Here is a 16,891-nt window from a genome sequence, read left to right on the forward strand (position 1 = left end):
CCCTCAGATCAAGCAGAGGCTGCAGCGCCTTGAAAACAAGAGATAATCGAAACGGCAAATTTTTTGGACGCAGATCCATCTTTTAGGCCGCAATCAGGTTGAATCCGGTGGCGGCGTGAGCATCATCCACCAGAAGAAATTTGGCGCCATGGCATTCGACCTTAGACGAATCGTGGGTAGTCAGCAGAGCGCAGCCATGGCAGGTTGCAGGCAAATGCGCAGAGGAGGCCAGCATGTCCGAGAGTTTCACCGCCGTTGTTCTCGATAACGTCGATGGCAAGCCGAAGGGCTTGTTTCGGGAGTTGACGCTCGCCGATCTTACCGATCATGAGGTGCTGGTCGAGGTGGCCTATTCCACACTGAACTACAAGGACGGCCTCGCATTTACCGGAAAAGGCCGGATCGCGCGTCGCACGCCTGTTATCGCTGGCGCCGATCTAGCTGGAACAGTCATTTCCTCGCGCGTGCCGGACTGGAAGCCGGGCGACCGGGTCGTGGTCAACGGCTTCGGCATGACCGAGACGGAAGGCGGCGGCTACACCCGCTACCAGCGTGTGAAGCCGGAATGGCTGCTGCGCCTACCCGACGGCTTCTCTCTCGAGCAGGCCATGGCAATCGGGACTGCCGGCTATACGGCGGCGCTCTCGGTCCTTGCGCTTGAAGATTGGGGCAAGATCGAAGTCGGTAGCGGCGAAGTGCTGGTTACCGGCGCCGGCGGCGGCGTCGGCTCGATTGCCGTCAGCTTGCTTGCTTCGCGCGGGTATAACGTCACGGCAGGCACAGGCCGGCCGGAGGTACAGGAGTATCTACGCGGCCTCGGTGCGAGCGCTTTCGTGACCCGGGAGGAACTGGCGGAAAAGGCGAACCCGTTGCAGAAGGAGCGCTGGACCGGCGCCGTCGACAGCGTCGGCTCGAGCGTTCTCGCCAATGTGCTTGCACAGACCGTGTATGGTGGTGGTGTCGCGGCTTGCGGCCTTGCAGGTGGCGCCGATCTGCCGACGACGGTGATGCCTTTTATCCTGCGCGGCGTCACGCTGCTCGGGATTGATTCTGTAATGACGCCAATGCCAAAGCGCGTCCGCGCCTGGGAGTTTCTGGACAAGGTCCTCAACCGCGACCATCTCGCCGCGATGACTACGGTAGAGCCGATGTCCAACCTGCCGGCGCTGGCCGAGGCCATTCTTGCCGGTCAGACGCGCGGCCGGGTGGTGATCGACGTCACGAAATAGCGCCAGGGGAATCCCCTGCTTGTTCCGTTATAACTGTTCCGAGGCGGGTCCAAGACGAGCGATGGCCTCAATCAATTGCAGCCCTGTCCGGGTTGCGGCCCCTGTCGCCACGACCAGTTGCGGTAGCAGTAACCATTCCAGCGCCCAGGCAGCACCAGAACGCTCCTGTTCATGCACCAGGCTCTGATGCAGGCCAGACACCTGCACGGCATTGAAGCGGGCAATCGTAACCAGCGTTTCGGCGCCGACCGGATTCTGCTTGTGCGGCATGGCGGAGGAGCCGCCGCCGCCGGTCAGCTGAATTTCCTTGCCCATTTCGGCCAAAAGCGCAACGTCCTGGCCGAATTTGCCGAGAGCGCCGGAGATCAGCGACAAAAGATCGGCAAAGGCGACGATCCGGTCGCGTTGGCTATGCCATTGCGGTGCATCGGCAAGGCCGAGAATGTGTGCCAGGCTGGCGCGCACGGCCGGACCCTTGTCACCAAGCTTTTCCAGAGTACCAGCCGCACCGCCGAATTGAACTGCAAAGCCATCTGCCAACAGCAGCCGCAGCCGGTCATGCGACCGGGCAAGCGGCCCGGCCCAGGCGGCGATCCGGTCTGAGACGGTTATGGGAATTGCGGCCTGCATACGGGTGTGACCCATCAAAGGTTTTTTGCCGAAAGCGGTATCAAGTCGCGCAAAGGCAGTGGCCAACGCCGCAAGCCGTTTTTCCAAGAGCTGGGCCGCAGCCTTCAGCCGCAGAACCAGGCTGGTGTCGATCACGTCCTGGCTGGTGGCGCCGAAATGAAGTTTGGCTTGCCCGGCCCCACCGACAGCTGCCCGCATCTGCTTTACCAGGTCGGGAATGACCACGCCGTCGCGCGCCGTGGCCGTTTTCAAGGCGTCGAGGTCGGGCGTGAATGTCGCGAGCCCGGCCTCGATTGCCTCGGCATCGCCATGCTCGATCACCCCATGCTCTGCCTGCGCCTTTGCCAATGCCGCTTCGAAGGCGAGCATGGCATCGATATCAGCTTTGGCCGTAAACAAAGCGGCAAAAGCCTCGTCGCCGAACAGGCCGGAGAGATAAGGGTGGTCGAAGGAGGATGTGCTCATGACTGCCGATCAGATGTCGAAGAAGACGGTTTCGTTTTCGCCCTGCAGGCGGATATCGAAGACGTAATCGTCTCCCTGTCGGTTGGCAATCAAGGTCGGTATCCGCACCTTGTGCTCGATGCGGGCCAGAACCGGATCGGCGGCATTTGCGTCCTCTTCGTCAGGAAAATACATCCGTGTCTGCAGACCGATATTGATACCGCGGGCCACCACCCAGAAGGTGATATGCGGCGCCATCCACCTGGTGCCATCGAAAGGCACCTTGCCGGGCTTGATCGTGTGGAACACGAATTCGCCGGTGGCCATGTCGCCTGGGCAACGGGCCCAGCCGAGGAAGTTGGGATCGGCTTTTCCGCGCGTTTCGGACGGGCTATTGTAGAATCCGTCGGTGTCGGCCTGCCAGATTTCGACGAGCCCGTCCTTCAGCGTATTTCCACCCCCGTCATAGACGTGGCCGCGAATGGTGATGCGCTCACCCCGCGTCTTATCATTATAGAGGGGGCCGGAGCCGAGATCCTGATCAAAGATCCCTTCGATGCCGACGAAATTAGGCGTGCAGCCAATGTGCACATACGGGCCTGCCGTTTGCGAGGCGGATTCCTTGAGATAACCGAGCGGCTGTACCATGTCAGTTGCCCTCCTTGCGGTTTTCAAACAGCGTCGAGCGACGACCGCGCAACACAATATCGAACTTGTAGGCGCGCATATCCATCGGAATGGTGGCGTTCATGTCGAGCGGCGCGACGAGGCGCTTGATCGCATCTTCATCCGGGATCGTTTTCACGATCGGACATTTCCAGATCAGCGGGTCGCCTTCGAAATACATCTGGGTGATAAGGCGCTGGGCAAAGCCATGGCCGAAAATTGAAAAATGTATATGGGCCGGCCGCCAGTCGTTGACACCATTCGGCCACGGATACGGGCCTGGCTTGATGGTCTTGAACCAGTAATAGCCGTTCTCGTCGGTGATCGCGCGGCCGACACCACCGAAATTAGGATCAAGCGCCGCGAGATAGGTTTCCTTCTTGTGGCGGTAGCGCCCGCCGGCATTGGCCTGCCAGAATTCGACCAGCGCGCCGTGAACACCGATGCCGCGCTCATCCAGAACCTGGCCATGCACGAGGATGCGCTGGCCGACGGCCATTTCGCCTGGCTTTGCATAGTTCATGATCAGGTCGTTATCGAGTTCGTTCAGCAGGCCGTGACCGAAGACCGGGCCAGTGATTTCGCTCTTGGTGCCTTCGAGGGAGATTAGCGCCCGCTGCGGCGACCGCAGAACAGACGTTTTATACCAAGGCGCGTAGGCCGGTGGATGCATGTCCCGGTCGCGGGCAAAGAACGCCCCGGTTTCCGGCGGTGTGTTTTTCATCTTCATCCTCCTCAGGGTTTTACCGAATAAGCGCGGAGCAGATCTGGCTCAGGCTTTCTCGGCATCCATTTCCGCAAAGACGCCCTTCGCGACTTTGAAAGCGTGGTTGGCGGCCGGCACGCCGGCATAGATGGCGACATGCATCAGTGCTTCGCGAATATCCTCGCGGCTGGCACCGGTATTGGCAGTGGCGCGAATATGCATCGCCACTTCCTCGTGGTGACCGAGGGCGGCCAGCAGCGCGATGGTAACCATCGACCGCTCGCGCTTGGTCCAGTGATCGCCCGACCAGACCGTGCCCCAGGCGGACTCGGTGATCAGCGTCTGGAACGGCTGATCGAAAGGCGTTGCCGCGGACGAGGCCCGGTTGACATGGGCATCACCCAGCACCGACCGCCTGGTCTTCATGCCGCGGCCATAGGCCTCGGACGGCGTTTCCGTCTTGTCAGTCATGTCTTGATGTCTCCGCAAAATATGTCGATTGAAGGCCGGGGGCCAAAATGAACGTCAGGCCGACTCCGCCAGGAAGGGGCGCAATGCCGCCACATAGGCGTCCGGCTGTTCAAGGCAGGGAATGTGGCCGGCTCCCTCCACGACAGCAAAACGGCCCCCGGGTATGAGGTCCGCCAGCGACTGCACGAGCGCAGGTGGCGTCGAGCCATCCTGATCGCCCACGATGCATAGTGTTGGAACTGCGATAGCGGGTGCCTGGGCGGTAAAATCCGCATCACGAAGCGCCGCACAGGTACCGGAATAGCCTTCCGCCGATTGTCGCAGCAACATGGTGCAGCAGCCCGCATAGAGGGAGTTGCTCTCGACCCGAAATGGGGGTGTGAACCAGCGCTCCATGATCGGTTCCAGCAGTGCGGCGATACCGCCCTTGCGGATTGCGTCTATACGGCTATTCCACATCTCCGGCGTGCCGATCTTGTGGGCAGTATTGCTCAGGATCAGCGCCCGCACCAGGTCAGGCCGGCTTGCATAGAGGCCTTGCGCGATCATGCCGCCAACGGAGAGGCCGCAGACGATCACCTGCTTCAGCGCCAGATGGTCGAGCAAGGCCGCCATGTCCTTGACGTGGTCATCCATCGTATAGGGCGCAGATGCGAGATCGGACAGACCGTGCCCGCGTTTGTCATGTAGCACGAAGGCGAAACGGTCCTGAAGACGCTCGATTACCTCGTCCCAGATGCGAAAATCCGTGCCGAGCGAATTGGCAAAGGCTATTACCGGCTTTCCGGTCTCAAGTCCGTGGGTGCGGTAGTGGATAACCGCATCCGCGGTCTTCAAAAATTTCATGAATCTTTCCTCCTGCGATAATCTTGTCCGAGCGATAATGCTAAGTAAAATGACTTTTTTGCCGAAAACGATAACCTAGAGGTTATGGGAAGATGATAGATCATCGGATCAAATTTCGCCATCTCCAAGCTTTCGTGGAGGTCGCACGGCAGAAAAGCGTTATCAAGGCCGCCGAAATCCTGCATGTCAGCCAGCCGGCCGTAACCAAGACGATACGCGAACTCGAGGAGGTCTTGAGCGTAGGCCTGATCGAGCGCGACGGCCGAGGCATTCGCATCACCCGCTACGGCGAGGTGTTCCTGCGCCATGCCGGCGCAACGCTCGCGGCACTGAACCACGCAGTTGATTCAGTATCGCAGGAGGCCATTCGGTCCGGTCCACCGGTCCGCGTCGGGGCTTTGCCGACAGTCTCAACCCGTATCATGCCCGTCGCAATGAAGACGTTTCTGTTGGAAAACACCGGCAGCCCGGTAAAGATCGTAACCGGCGACAATGCGGTTCTCTTGGAGCAATTGCGTCTTGGCGAACTGGACCTTGTCCTAGGAAGGTTGGCAGCACCGGAGAAGATGGCGGGATTTTCATTTGAGCATCTCTATTCCGAGCAGGTCGTGTTCACTGTCCGGGTGGGCCATCCGCTGCTATCGGGCGAGAAGCTGGTGGAGCGCATGCGCGAATTTCCGGTCCTCATGCCAACACACAATTCCATCATACGGCCGCTGGTCGATCATTTCCTGATCGCGAATGGCATCCCGGCCTTCCCCAACCAGATTGAAACGATTTCAGACGCATTCGGTCGGGCATTTGCAAAGATAAGTGATGCGATTTGGGTGATTTCGGAGGGGGTGGTTGCCGGCGACATTGGTGAGGGAACGCTGGCTGCGCTACCGATCGATTGTTCGGCGACACGCGGTCCAGTGGGGCTAACACAAAGAACCGATGCCATCGCCTCGCTGCCGCAATCGCTTCTGATGCAAGCGATCCGTAATGCGGCAGCGAAGGCGACGGTCCCGGGAGGAACCTAAGACGTGAGCATGTCTAGTAAGGCAGGCCGACGTAGTTTTCGGCAAGCGATGTGGCGGCGGCCCGGGAGTGGACGAGATAATCCAGTTCCGCTTCCTGGATGCGCTGGCCGAAATCGCCCGTATCCTGAAAACGGTGCATCATCGTCGTCATCCACCAGGAGAAGCGCACCGCTTTCCAAACTCTTGCCAGGGCGCGGGCCGAATAGCCGTCGATACCGGCCTTCGACTTTTCTCCGTAGAATTCGATTAGTGCTTCGCTGAGATAGAAGACGTCGCTGGCCGCTAAGTTCAGGCCTTTCGCCCCGGTCGGTGGGACGATATGGGCGGCATCACCGGCGAGGAACAGTCGCCCGAACCGCATTGGCTCCGCCACGAAGGAGCGCAACGGTGCGATGGATTTTTCAAATGACGGACCAGTCACCATCCCCTCGGCATGTTCTGCCGGAAGGCGGCGGCGCAACTCGTCCCAGAAGCGGTCGTCGCTCCACTCCTCGACCTTATCGTCGAGCGAGCACTGCACATAGTAGCGGCTACGAGTGGTGGAACGCATTGAACACAGTGCAAAACCGCGGGGATGATTTGCGTAAATCAGCTCATGTGCAACTGGCGGCACTTCCGCCATGATGCCGAGCCAGCCGAATGGATAGATGCGCTCGAATTCTTTGATGGAGCCCTGCGGCACAGCTTTGCGGCTGACGCCATGGAACCCGTCACAGCCAGCGATAAAATCGCAATCGATACGGTGGGAAACGCCATCCTTTTCATAGGTGACATAGGGCTTTTCGCCATCGAAATCATGTGGCTGTACGTTGGCGGCGTCATAGATGGTAACGGCGCCGGCTGCGTCACGCTGATCCATCAGGTCGCGAGTGACTTCCGTCTGGCCGTAGACCATGACCCGGTCGCCGCCGGTCAAGTCGAACAGATCGATGCGGTGATCGCGACCGTCGAAGGCAAGCGAAAATCCGTCGTGCGGCAGGCCTTCTCGGTGCAGACGATCCGCAGCGCCTGCTTGTTCGAGCATTCGCACTGTGCCCTGTTCAAGTACGCCAGCGCGGACGCGCCCGAGAATATAATCACGGCCTACGCGGTCGATAATAACCGTGTCGATGCCTTTCCGGTGCAGCAATTGCCCGAGCAGAAGCCCCGAAGGACCTGAACCAATAATAACGACTTGAGTACGCATAAAAAGCCTCCCGAATTTGCTCCTAGTCAAAATCTGACCGGTTCGGCCTGCCATCTCAATGGACTTTTCATCCTTAAAATTGCACTATCCGACCATCACTTGGAGGCAAGGGTCGCATGAGTTCAATACCGGTCTACCGTCTCTACGGTGAAAAAAATCCCGGATCAGGTGAGTTCTGGTTGCATTGCGAGACGCTCTTTTCACGCAGCAGCCTGCATCGCTTCGAGATCGACCTGCACTTCCATGAGAATTTCCTGCAAATTCTTTACATCACAGAGGGACAGGGCGATGCGATGCTGAATGGGCGCTCTTTCAGTATAACCCCGCCTTCAATCGTCGTCGTTCCCGCTGGCTTCGTGCATGGCTTCCGCTTTTCGCGCACCATTAAGGGTATGATTGCCACTGTGCTGCCTGCGGCTTTGCCGCTTGCGGCTCGCGCTGGGCTGAAGCAGGCCTTTCCCCTGCCCTTGATGATGCCAGTCGGAGACAAAAACGATGATCGCGAAATTGCTGCAGTGATGGAGCGGATTGCCGAGGAATATGCGGGCACGCAGCCAGACCGCAATGCCTTGCTCGAAGCCTATCTAGCAACCATTGCCCTGCTTTTGTCGCGCCGCGCCAGCGCGAATTCACCCCCTGCCAAACCGGTTGCAGTGGCGGAAGACCGGCGGATGGAAAAGCTGTTGGCATTGATCGCTGCACATTTTCGCGATCACCAGACGGCAAGCTTCTATGCCCGGGAGATGGGCCTCTCCGCGACCCATCTCAACCGGATTATTAAGGCTGGAACGGGCCTTAGCTTGCAGCATGTGATCGCAAAAAAGCAGTTGGAAACCGCGCAGCAGGAACTGATCTTCAGCCACAGCAGCATACAGGCGATCGCGCTCAATCTCGGCTTTGCCGATCCTGCCTATTTTACGCGGTTCTTTACCCGCCAGACCGGCCTTACACCAAAAGCGTGGCGAGTTGCCGAACGGCGCAAGCTGCAGGACCTCAATGAACGGTCGCAGGCCGAAGTCAGCGCAGCAGGGGTCTCAGAATAGACTGGGTTTCCGTTAGAGCCGGCAGGAAACGGGCAGCCATGTCCGTGGCTGAAATCTGGCCTGCCGGGGCCCCGATGTTGATCGCCGCGACCAATCGTCCCCGGCTGTCTTTGACCGGCACTGCGATCGAACAAAGACCGACTTCCAATTCCTGATCGATGATGGCGTAACCGGATGTGCGGACCTTTGCAATTTCCGCAAGAAGGTCTTTGGGATCGGTCAGGGTAAAGGCAGTATTTGCTTTCAGGGGAGAGGCGGCAAGGGCATCGCGAACCTCGTCGTCAGTCAACCCGGCGAGCAGCACGCGGCCCATAGATGCGCAATATGCGGGCAGCCGGCTTCCGGGCATGAGATTGATCGACATTACCCGGCGCTGCGACGCGCGGGCGATATAGACAACCTCCGTCCCATCCAGCACTGAAGCGGACGCGCTTTGCCCGACCTTTTCACTCAATCGGTCTAGATGCGGCTGCAGAATGGCCGGTAGCGGCGTTGCGGATAGCCAGGCGTGTCCGAGCCGGAGGATCTTCGGCGTCAGCGCGAAGAATTTTCCGTCGTAATCAGCGTAGCCAAGTTCAGACAGCGTCAACAGACAGCGGCGGGCCGTGGCGCGGTCGAGTCCGGTACGGTTGGCTGCCTCAGCAATTGACAAGCGAGGGGCCTCTTCATCGAACGCTTCGATGATTTTAAGGCCTTTGGCAAAGCCGCCCATTCTGTCTGTTTCGCGCATCGACGTCTCCCCTTGCTTTGTCAGGTTGTGCGATAATCGAACAAAAGTCAAATAACGCACAAAATGATTGCAGGACATCAATGACGAGCCTATCTTTTTGCCTGGAGGCGGACCGGACAGACATGTCCGAACGCAGTGATGAACGGGAGTTCCCCATGGACAAGAGAATTGCCAGCGCGGCAGAGGCCGTTGCAGGCATAGACGACGGCGCCATCGTGATGATCGGCGGCTTCGGCGGCTCCGGCGCGCCGATTGAGCTCATTCACGCCCTGATCGATAAGGGGCCGAAGAATCTGACCGTGATCAACAACAATGCCGGCAATGGCCGGATCGGCATCGCCGCGATGATCGATGCGGGCCTTGTGAAGAAGATGATTTGCTCCTTCCCGCGCTCTTCCGATGCCCGTGCCTTCAATGACCGGTATCTGGCTGGCGAGATTGAGCTGGAGCTAGTGCCGCAAGGCACGCTGGCCGAGCGGATCCGCGCCGGTGGCGCCGGCATCCCCGCCTTTTACACGCCGACCGGCTATGGCACGGAACTGGCCGAAGGCAAGGTAATTGCCGAGTTCGACGGTCGTCACTATGTGCAGGAGCGTTGGCTGAAGGCGGATTTTGCGATCGTCAAGGGGCTGGTCGGCGACCTCCACGGCAACCTCACCTACAGCAAGGCCGGCCGCAACTTCAATCCGTTGATGTGTATGGCTGCGGCCAAAACCATCGTGCAGGTCTCTAAGATCGTGCAGCCGGGCGAGATCGATCCAGAAGTCATCGTCACCCCTGGCATTTTCGTCGATGGCGTCGTCGAGATTGCCAATCCGCAACAGGAAGAAGCGCTCATTCGCGCCGGAGTGGCCTACGCATGACGACCTCGATCGACACCCGCGAAGACATTAAGCTCAGCAATGCCCAGATAGCCTGGCGCGCCGCGCAGGACATCGCCGATGGCGCCTACGTCAACCTCGGCATTGGCTTTCCGGAAATGGTCGCGCGCTACCAGCCGCCCGGCCGCGAAGCAATTTTCCATACTGAAAACGGCGTCCTCAACTTCGGTGAAGCCCCGCCGGCCGGCGAGGAAGACTGGGACCTGATCAATGCCGGCAAGAAGGCCGTAACATTGAAACCGGGTGCAGCTTTCTTCCACCATGCCGACAGCTTCGCCATGGTGCGTGGCGGCCATCTCGATGTGGCCATCCTCGGTGCCTACCAGGTAGCGGAAAGCGGCGATCTCGCCAATTGGCGGGTCGGCTCCAAGGGCGTTCCCGCTGTCGGCGGCGCCATGGATCTGGTGCATGGCGCAAAACAAGTCTGCGTCATCACCGAGCATGTCACCAAGACCGGTGAGCCGAAACTGGTGGAGAAATGCACCTTCCCGCTGACGGGCGTCGGCTGCATCACCCGCGTCTATACCAGCCATGCCGTCATCGACATCGTCGACAAGAAATTCGTGCTGCGCGAAAAGCTTGCCGCTATGACGTTCGACGAATTGCAGGCGATGACTGGCGCAAAACTGCATATCGACGGCCCGGTGGCCGACCTGATCGTGCCGGCACTTTGAGGACATCACGATGACTGAAGCTTTTATCTGCGACTATATCCGGACGCCCATCGGTCGCTTCGGCGGTTCGCTTTCTTCCGTGCGGGCCGATGATCTCGGCGCCGTTCCGCTGAAAGCACTGATGGCAAAACATGCAGGCATCGACTGGCAGGCGGTTGACGACGTCATCTATGGCTGCGCCAATCAGGCCGGCGAGGACAACCGTAACGTTGCACGCATGTCCCTGCTGCTGGCCGGGCTTCCGGTCTCCGTCACGGGCACGACGATCAACCGCCTTTGCGGCTCGGGCATGGATGCAGTTATCGCTGCCGCACGCGCCGTGAAATCGGGTGAATCCGAACTGATGATAGCCGGCGGTGTCGAAAGCATGAGCCGGGCGCCCTTCGTGTTGCCGAAGGCGGAAAGCGCCTTTTCCCGCAATGCCGAAATCTACGATACCACCATCGGCTGGCGCTTCGTCAATCCACTGATGAAGAAGCAATACGGTGTCGATTCGATGCCTGAGACGGGCGAGAACGTCGCTGAGGACTACAAGGTCTCCCGCGAAGACCAGGACGCTTTTGCGGTGCGGAGCCAGAACAAGGCAGCAGCAGCACAGGCAAATGGCCGGTTGGGACAGGAAATTACTCCGGTCACGATCCCACAGCGCAAGGGCGATGCTATCGTCGTCTACAAGGATGAGCATCCGCGCGCGACGACCATTGAAACGCTCGCCAAGCTCGGCACGCCCTTCAAGAAGGAAGGCGGCACGGTAACAGCCGGCAATGCTTCTGGAGTCAATGACGGTGCTGCTGCGCTGATCATCGCTTCGGAAGCAGCGGCGAAGAAGCATGGTCTGACACCGATCGCTCGCATTCTCGGTGGTGCCACTGCTGGCGTCCCGCCGCGGGTCATGGGCATCGGCCCGGCCCCCGCAAGTCAGAAGTTGCTCGACCGGCTCGGCCTCACCCAAGACCAGTTCGACGTCATCGAACTCAACGAAGCCTTTGCCTCCCAAGGCCTTGCGACGCTGCGCCAGCTTGGCATTGCCGACGATGATCCGCGCGTGAACCGCAACGGTGGAGCGATCGCGCTCGGACATCCGCTCGGCATGTCTGGCGCACGCATTACCGGGACTGCTGCTTTGGAACTGGCGCTGACCGGTGGCCGCTATTCATTATCGACCATGTGTATCGGCGTTGGTCAGGGCATTGCGATCGCGCTTGAGCGGGTCTGATTGCGGTTTTGTTTGCCCCGAGAGTCTGTCAGGTTTAGATTAAACCAGACAGACTCTCGTTCTTCTTGTTTACATTTGTCTTTTCGAAAAATGGGCGATCAACTAGCCCTGAAACGCTAGTGATAGAAGCTGGCCATGTCCCCCGTTATCGCTTTGCGCGCCTCGTCATGCGTGTAGAACATATGGCCGCCATGATAGAGATTGAGGTGCACACGATCTTTGCTGAGAGCGGGTGGCAAGCGATCAATCATGTAACGGGCCACGCTGTAGGGGCACAAGGTGTCGCTATAGCCCTGGGCAATCATCAGTTTCATCGAAGGTATCGTTGACAGCAGGTCGCGCAGGTCATCGCCGACAGTGGCCGTGACGCGGCTTTCTCCACCACGACTATCGTCCCATTTCCAATGACGGTTCACCTCTTCGTTCAATAGCGAATAGGTCATCTCCGTCTTGAAGTTGAGATCATCGCGTGCATAGCTGGCGAAGGCTCCGCCATATGCCCTGGTATATCCGTCAAGAATTGCATCGTCATTTCGCAGATAACTATATTCCGGATACGGGTCGGCCTGCGAAACGCTGGAATCGTAGGGGCTTAAAACTTGCCCGGCGGGAAGCGCCTCCTTGCCATACGCCATGCCGGCAAAGCCGCGTGTCCGCCGCACCACCTCTTCCGAAAGCCCCGTCATCTGAGCAATCTTGGCAAAAAAATCGTCACCCTGTTTGCCGGTCAAAGGCGGCCCAGCGAGCGCAACGAGATAATCGGTCATGGCGAACCTCTCCGCGTCGGCCAAGGCCGCCGCGTCAAAGCCATTGTGGCGCTCCATGGTAGCAGCAACCAGCGACGGGAATTGCAAGGCGGCCGCCAGTGGGTCCTCTCCTCCGCCTGCGAGATACCGGCCATCCAGCAGCGGCGATATCATGGTAATTCCGCTGACCAGAATGCCTTGCTCGTCCTTTAGCGCGCGGGCCACCTTCGCAGCCCTGAACCCGCCGTAGCTTTCTCCAAGTAAATATTTCGGAGCAGCCGCGAGATTGTTGTTCTGTACGTAGAGCGCAATCACCTTTGCAAGAGAAGCCGCATCCTGACGGACGCTCCAAAAATTTCGGCTTTCGTCTTCGCTCACAGCGCGGCTCCACCCTGTCCCAACAGGATCAACTAGAACCAGATCGGTAAGGGCTAACCAGCTTTGCGGATTGTCTTGCAGTGCGGGTTCTGTTCCATTCTGATTGTCGCCCGCAAAATGCACGATCTTTGGCCCCAAGAGCCCGAGATGCAGATAGGCCGATGCGGCGCCGGGACCGCCGTTGAAAACAAAAGTAACAGGCCGGTTTGCGGCCCTCTCTTTCGCGCGGTAGGCCGTGTAGAACACCTTTGCAACAAGCGCGCCGTCCTGCCCATGCAGGTCAAGCGTTCCAGCCGTCGCAGTATATTGCAGTGGTCCTTGCTCCGTTTTCAGCACATGATCCGTCACCGCATCCGGCGGAAGAAGGGTGAAAATCCCCTCACCTTTGGCTGCTCCGTGGTCGCTAGAGGCGTTATGGCCTGTGTCTGACCCTTGCGATCTGTCTCTGCCCACGGCAGGAGCGGCGGCAAGTGCAACGGCGATCACGCTGGAAACAATCAATTTTTTCAAAACGAGCCCTCAATTCCCATGAGAACTTATCGCGGGGGTCAAGCAGAACAAATCAACTCTGCTTGACCTTGAGACTGGGGGCTTTCAAAAAAGGGCCGGCGAACTGCCGCCGGCCCAACTTCACTCAAAACGGCGCATCGATATCGACCACGTCGATCAGCTTGTGATTGACGAACTCCTTTATGCCGAGGCCGAGCAGTTCCCGGCCATAACCTGAGCGTTTGACACCGCCGAAGGGCAGGTCCGCCTTGACCATGGTCGGATGGTTGATGAACACCATGCCGGTTTCGATCCGCCGGGCAACCTCCACGCCTCGCTTCGTGTCACGGGTGAAGATCGAACCGCCGAGACCGAAAGGCGTATCATTGGCAATGCGGATCGCATCGTCCTCGTCGCGGGCGCGAAACAGCATGGAAACCGGGCCGAAGAATTCCCAGTAGCGGGCCGGATTGTCATCGGCGAGATCAGTAAGAATAGTCGGCTGTACAAAGGCACCCTGGTTGGGGACCGGTGGGCCGACTTCCGTCGCGGTCGCGCCATGGGCAACAGCCTCGGCGATCTTCTGCTTGATTTCGTCGGCTGCGGCTTGCGAGGAAAGTGGCGCGAGCGTCGTCTGTGGATCGAAGGGGTCGCCTGCCTTCAGGCCAGCCACGCCGGTCTTGTAGTTCTCCAGGAAGGCATCGTAGACGGCATCCACAATGATCATCCTCTTCGACGACACGCAGACCTGTCCGCCATTCCAGTGGCGACCGAAAACGGCCCATTTCACCGTCTTTTCCAGATCGGCATCGGCAAGAACCACGAAAGCATCGGCGCCGCCAAGCTCCATGGCGGATTTCTTCAAGGCCTTTCCCGCCTGGGCGGCGATGATTGCCCCTGCCCCTTCCGATCCCGTCAGCGCCACGCCATGCACACGCGGATCGTTGAGGATCATTTCCACCTGGCTGCGGGTGGCGAAAAGATTAGTGAAAGCGCCCTTTGGCAAACCTGCCTCCAGCATCAGCGTCTCAAAAGCGCTCGCGCATTGCGGCACGTTGGAAGCGTGTTTCAGCAGCATTGTATTGCCAGCGGAAAGCTGCGGGGCAATGATCCGGGCAATCTGGTAATATGGGAAATTCCAGGGCTCGATGGCGAGAAGCACTCCCAGCGGCTCATGCACCAGCATCGCTTCGCCTTCGGCCTTGTCGGCGACCGGCAGGTTTTCAGCTTGCAACAGGCGCTCGGCATTGACCGCATAATAATCGAGAATATCGGCAGATAAAGCTACTTCGGCTCGCGCCTCGGAAATCAACTTGCCCATTTCGAGGGTCAGCAGCTTCGCATAATCGTCGGTTTGCTGCCTCAGGATCTCTGCGGCAGCGTGCATGACCTTGGCGCGCTCCGCGAATGTCGCGTGGCGCCAGTGTTGAAACGCGCCATGGGCCGCCGTGATCGCAGCCTCGACGGCAGCGTCGGTTGCCTCTGGGAAGGTCTGAAGGGTTTCGCCAGTGTAGGGATTGGTCGTTGCGTAAGCCATGGAACTGTCCTTTGCCTTGATTGCAGCGCCGCGCGTCACCGGTCATCGGTCGCGTGTTGGCATCATGCTAGCGCTAGCGGGGCAAAGGACGTTGATCCGGATCAAGGTCGAAAGGCTATTTGCTATACGGCAAAAACATGGGCCGCAGCGGGATCGAAACCGAGCCGCACCTGCGCGCCGACCTGAAGGCCTTGCAGAGCCTGATGGCCAAAAGGAAGGCGCACCGAAAGCCGATTACCGTCACCGGTCGTTGCGGCGATATCGATCGTATTGCCGAGGAAGGTGATATCGTCGATCCTGGCGGCGAGAGTGTGCGGCGTTTCCTCAGGTAGCAGCGTCAGCCGTTCGGGCCGCAGCATCAGCATTGCGGCGCCGCCCGTCATCGCTTTGCCATGCAGCGGAATTGCGCCGACGCAAATGCCATCGCCAATACGGATAGCGGCCTTCCCTCCGACAACATCCGTCACAACGCACGGCAGAAAATCGCTGTCACCGATAAACTCAGCTACGAACCTGGTGGCCGGATTGGCGTAAAGTTCGGCACCCATCCCAATCTGGTCAATCACACCCTTGGAGAAGACAGCGATCCGGTCAGACAGACGCAACGCCTCTTCCTGGTCGTGCGTGACGTAGAGAATGGTGACATCGGTTTCGTGGTGAATGCGGCGAATTTCATGCTGGATCTCCTCACGTAGTTTCTTGTCCAGCGCCGAAAGCGGCTCGTCCATCAGCAGAACCGGCGGATCATAGGCCAGCGCCCGTGCAAGGGCGACGCGCTGCTGCTGGCCGCCGGACATGGCTGCAGGCTTGCGGTCCTCGAAGCCTTCGAGCCGCACAAGTTTCAGCATCTTGCGAACCCGCTCGGTGATGTCGGCTTTCGACCAGCCGCGCATTTTCAAGGGAAAGGCGATGTTGTCACCGACCGAGAGATGCGGAAACAGCGTGTAGCGCTGGAAAACCATGCCGATATTGCGCTGGTGCGATGGTGTGTTCAGCACGGTTTTGCCTGACAGCAGCATATCGCCAGCGCTTGGTTGCTCGAAACCTGCCAGGATATAGAGCGTCGTGCTCTTGCCGGAACCGGAGGGGCCAAGGAAGGTCATGAACTCGCCGCGACCGACCGTCAGGTTTACATCCTGCACGGCCACAACAGGCCCATACTGCTTGCGAATGCCGCGGATTTCAAGAAATGGCGTCATGCTTTCAGTCCTTTGCGCACGAAGGCGGTAACGAGCATCAGCGCGATGGTGACGACGATAAGAAGGGTCGAGGCGGCGGCAATCACGGGCGTCAAATCCTGGCGCAGCGTCGCCCAGATTTTCACGGGCAGGGTTTGAAGCGTTGGACTTGCCATGAAAATTGCCAGCACAACTTCATCCCAGGAGGTGAGGAAGGAAAATACCGCTGCCGAAAACAGGCCATGGCTGATCGACGGCAGTGTGATCAAAAGCCGCGCCTTCAGCGGCGATGCACCGCAAAGCACGGCGGCGTCCTCTATGGATTTGTCGAAGCCCTCAAGCGCATTGGTGAGGGCCAGAATGGAAAACGGAAGGGCGACGATGAGATGGGCGATGACGAAGCCAGTCGTCGTGCCATTCAGCCCGATACGCAGGAAGAAGGCGTAAAGCGCAACGGCCAGCACCACGACCGGCAGGATCATCGGTGTCATGAACAGCGCCCGCAGCAGGGTGCGGCCGAAGAAGCGGCCACGCACGAGCCCAAAGGCGGCAAACAAGCCTATCACGACAGAAAGCAACGTGACCATGACAGCGATGCGGAAACTCGTCCAGGCTGCGTCGAGCCAACGCGGATCGGCAAACAACTGGCTGTACCACTTGGTCGTCCAGGCTGGTGGCGGGAAGATCAACCACTGCGACGACCCGAAGGACAATGCGGCAATGAACAAGATCGGCAGCAACAGGAAAGCAGCCGTCAGAAAGGTGATGGCGAGTAGCGCCCATTTCCATGAGCCGAGGCTGTTGAAATTCAGGAGCATG

General features: G+C 59.1%; 17 protein-coding genes. 6 read left to right on the forward strand and 11 right to left on the reverse strand.

Annotated features, from left to right (window positions below):
* Positions 1-233 precede the first annotated feature (233 nt).
* The gene (locus BJF91_RS04465) at positions 234-1,229 is read left to right on the forward strand and encodes an MDR family oxidoreductase (protein ID WP_075613274.1); all 996 of its coding nucleotides are present in this window, start codon (positions 234-236) and stop codon (positions 1,227-1,229) included.
* A gap of 27 nt (positions 1,230-1,256) precedes the next feature.
* On the opposite strand, the gene BJF91_RS04470 is transcribed toward BJF91_RS04465, so the two are convergent.
* From BJF91_RS04470 to pcaD, 5 genes are read right to left on the reverse strand one after another with little or no spacing between them, the layout of a single operon-like run.
* Positions 1,257-2,324: a 3-carboxy-cis,cis-muconate cycloisomerase gene (locus tag BJF91_RS04470; protein WP_075613275.1), complete on the reverse strand. Its 1,068-nt coding sequence runs from the start codon at positions 2,322-2,324 to the stop codon at positions 1,257-1,259.
* Between the two features lie 9 nt (positions 2,325-2,333).
* Positions 2,334-2,951 carry a protocatechuate 3,4-dioxygenase subunit alpha gene (pcaG, locus tag BJF91_RS04475; RefSeq protein ID WP_075613276.1) on the reverse strand — a complete coding sequence of 206 codons (618 nt, stop codon included), beginning with the start codon at positions 2,949-2,951 and terminating at the stop codon, positions 2,334-2,336.
* 1 nt (position 2,952) lies between these two features.
* Positions 2,953-3,693 carry a protocatechuate 3,4-dioxygenase subunit beta gene (pcaH, locus tag BJF91_RS04480; RefSeq protein WP_075613424.1) on the reverse strand — a complete coding sequence of 247 codons (741 nt, stop codon included), beginning with the start codon at positions 3,691-3,693 and terminating at the stop codon, positions 2,953-2,955.
* Between the two features lie 48 nt (positions 3,694-3,741).
* Positions 3,742-4,146 (reverse strand): 4-carboxymuconolactone decarboxylase, encoded by a 405-nt coding sequence (pcaC, locus tag BJF91_RS04485; protein WP_075613277.1) that lies wholly within the window; start codon positions 4,144-4,146, stop codon positions 3,742-3,744.
* 54 nt (positions 4,147-4,200) lie between these two features.
* On the reverse strand, positions 4,201-4,992 hold the full coding sequence (pcaD, locus tag BJF91_RS04490) for a 3-oxoadipate enol-lactonase (protein ID WP_075613278.1): 792 nt from the start codon (positions 4,990-4,992) through the stop codon (positions 4,201-4,203).
* A 92-nt stretch (positions 4,993-5,084) separates the two neighbouring features.
* Here pcaD and pcaQ point away from each other — a divergent pair, with 92 nt between their 5' ends.
* Positions 5,085-6,014: a pca operon transcription factor PcaQ gene (gene pcaQ, locus BJF91_RS04495; RefSeq protein WP_075613279.1), complete on the forward strand. Its 930-nt coding sequence runs from the start codon at positions 5,085-5,087 to the stop codon at positions 6,012-6,014.
* A 13-nt stretch (positions 6,015-6,027) separates the two neighbouring features.
* Here pcaQ and pobA read toward each other — a convergent pair whose 3' ends face one another.
* Positions 6,028-7,200, reverse strand: a complete 1,173-nt coding sequence (gene pobA, locus BJF91_RS04500) for a 4-hydroxybenzoate 3-monooxygenase (RefSeq protein ID WP_075613280.1) — start codon at positions 7,198-7,200, stop codon at positions 6,028-6,030.
* Positions 7,201-7,316: 116 nt separating this feature from the next.
* On the opposite strand from pobA, the gene BJF91_RS04505 reads away from it, so the two are divergent.
* Positions 7,317-8,243 carry a helix-turn-helix domain-containing protein gene (locus BJF91_RS04505; protein WP_075613281.1) on the forward strand — a complete coding sequence of 309 codons (927 nt, stop codon included), beginning with the start codon at positions 7,317-7,319 and terminating at the stop codon, positions 8,241-8,243.
* On the opposite strand, the gene BJF91_RS04510 is transcribed toward BJF91_RS04505, so the two are convergent.
* Positions 8,218-8,973 (reverse strand): IclR family transcriptional regulator, encoded by a 756-nt coding sequence (locus BJF91_RS04510; RefSeq protein WP_075613282.1) that lies wholly within the window; start codon positions 8,971-8,973, stop codon positions 8,218-8,220. The genes BJF91_RS04505 and BJF91_RS04510 overlap by 26 nt on opposite strands.
* A gap of 155 nt (positions 8,974-9,128) precedes the next feature.
* Here BJF91_RS04510 and BJF91_RS04515 point away from each other — a divergent pair, with 155 nt between their 5' ends.
* Genes BJF91_RS04515 through pcaF form a run of 3 tightly spaced genes read left to right on the forward strand, consistent with a single transcriptional unit; the run spans position 9,129 to position 11,744 of the window.
* Positions 9,129-9,836: a 3-oxoacid CoA-transferase subunit A gene (locus tag BJF91_RS04515; RefSeq protein WP_075613283.1), complete on the forward strand. Its 708-nt coding sequence runs from the start codon at positions 9,129-9,131 to the stop codon at positions 9,834-9,836.
* On the forward strand, positions 9,833-10,528 hold the full coding sequence (locus tag BJF91_RS04520; RefSeq protein ID WP_075613284.1) for a CoA transferase subunit B: 696 nt from the start codon (positions 9,833-9,835) through the stop codon (positions 10,526-10,528). Before BJF91_RS04515 ends, BJF91_RS04520 begins: the two co-directional genes overlap by 4 nt.
* Positions 10,529-10,538: 10 nt before the next feature.
* The gene (gene pcaF, locus BJF91_RS04525) at positions 10,539-11,744 is read left to right on the forward strand and encodes a 3-oxoadipyl-CoA thiolase (RefSeq protein ID WP_075613285.1); all 1,206 of its coding nucleotides are present in this window, start codon (positions 10,539-10,541) and stop codon (positions 11,742-11,744) included.
* A gap of 116 nt (positions 11,745-11,860) precedes the next feature.
* Here the strand turns inward: pcaF and BJF91_RS04530 are convergent, their stop codons facing one another.
* The 4 genes from BJF91_RS04530 to BJF91_RS04545 form a co-directional block, all read right to left on the reverse strand.
* Complete coding sequence (locus BJF91_RS04530; RefSeq protein WP_234801542.1) at positions 11,861-13,354, reverse strand: S10 family peptidase; 1,494 nt, start codon at positions 13,352-13,354, stop codon at positions 11,861-11,863.
* A 148-nt stretch (positions 13,355-13,502) separates the two neighbouring features.
* Positions 13,503-14,894, reverse strand: a complete 1,392-nt coding sequence (locus BJF91_RS04535) for an NAD-dependent succinate-semialdehyde dehydrogenase (RefSeq protein ID WP_075613425.1) — start codon at positions 14,892-14,894, stop codon at positions 13,503-13,505.
* A gap of 122 nt (positions 14,895-15,016) precedes the next feature.
* Positions 15,017-16,093: an ABC transporter ATP-binding protein gene (locus BJF91_RS04540; RefSeq protein ID WP_075613287.1), complete on the reverse strand. Its 1,077-nt coding sequence runs from the start codon at positions 16,091-16,093 to the stop codon at positions 15,017-15,019.
* Positions 16,090-16,890 carry an ABC transporter permease gene (locus tag BJF91_RS04545; protein WP_075613288.1) on the reverse strand — a complete coding sequence of 267 codons (801 nt, stop codon included), beginning with the start codon at positions 16,888-16,890 and terminating at the stop codon, positions 16,090-16,092. Before BJF91_RS04545 ends, BJF91_RS04540 begins: the two co-directional genes overlap by 4 nt.
* Between the last annotated feature and the right edge of the window lies 1 nt (position 16,891).

Source organism: Gillisella taibaishanensis (assembly GCF_001938985.1).
In the GTDB taxonomy this organism is placed as follows: domain Bacteria; phylum Pseudomonadota; class Alphaproteobacteria; order Rhizobiales; family Rhizobiaceae; genus Allorhizobium; species Allorhizobium taibaishanense.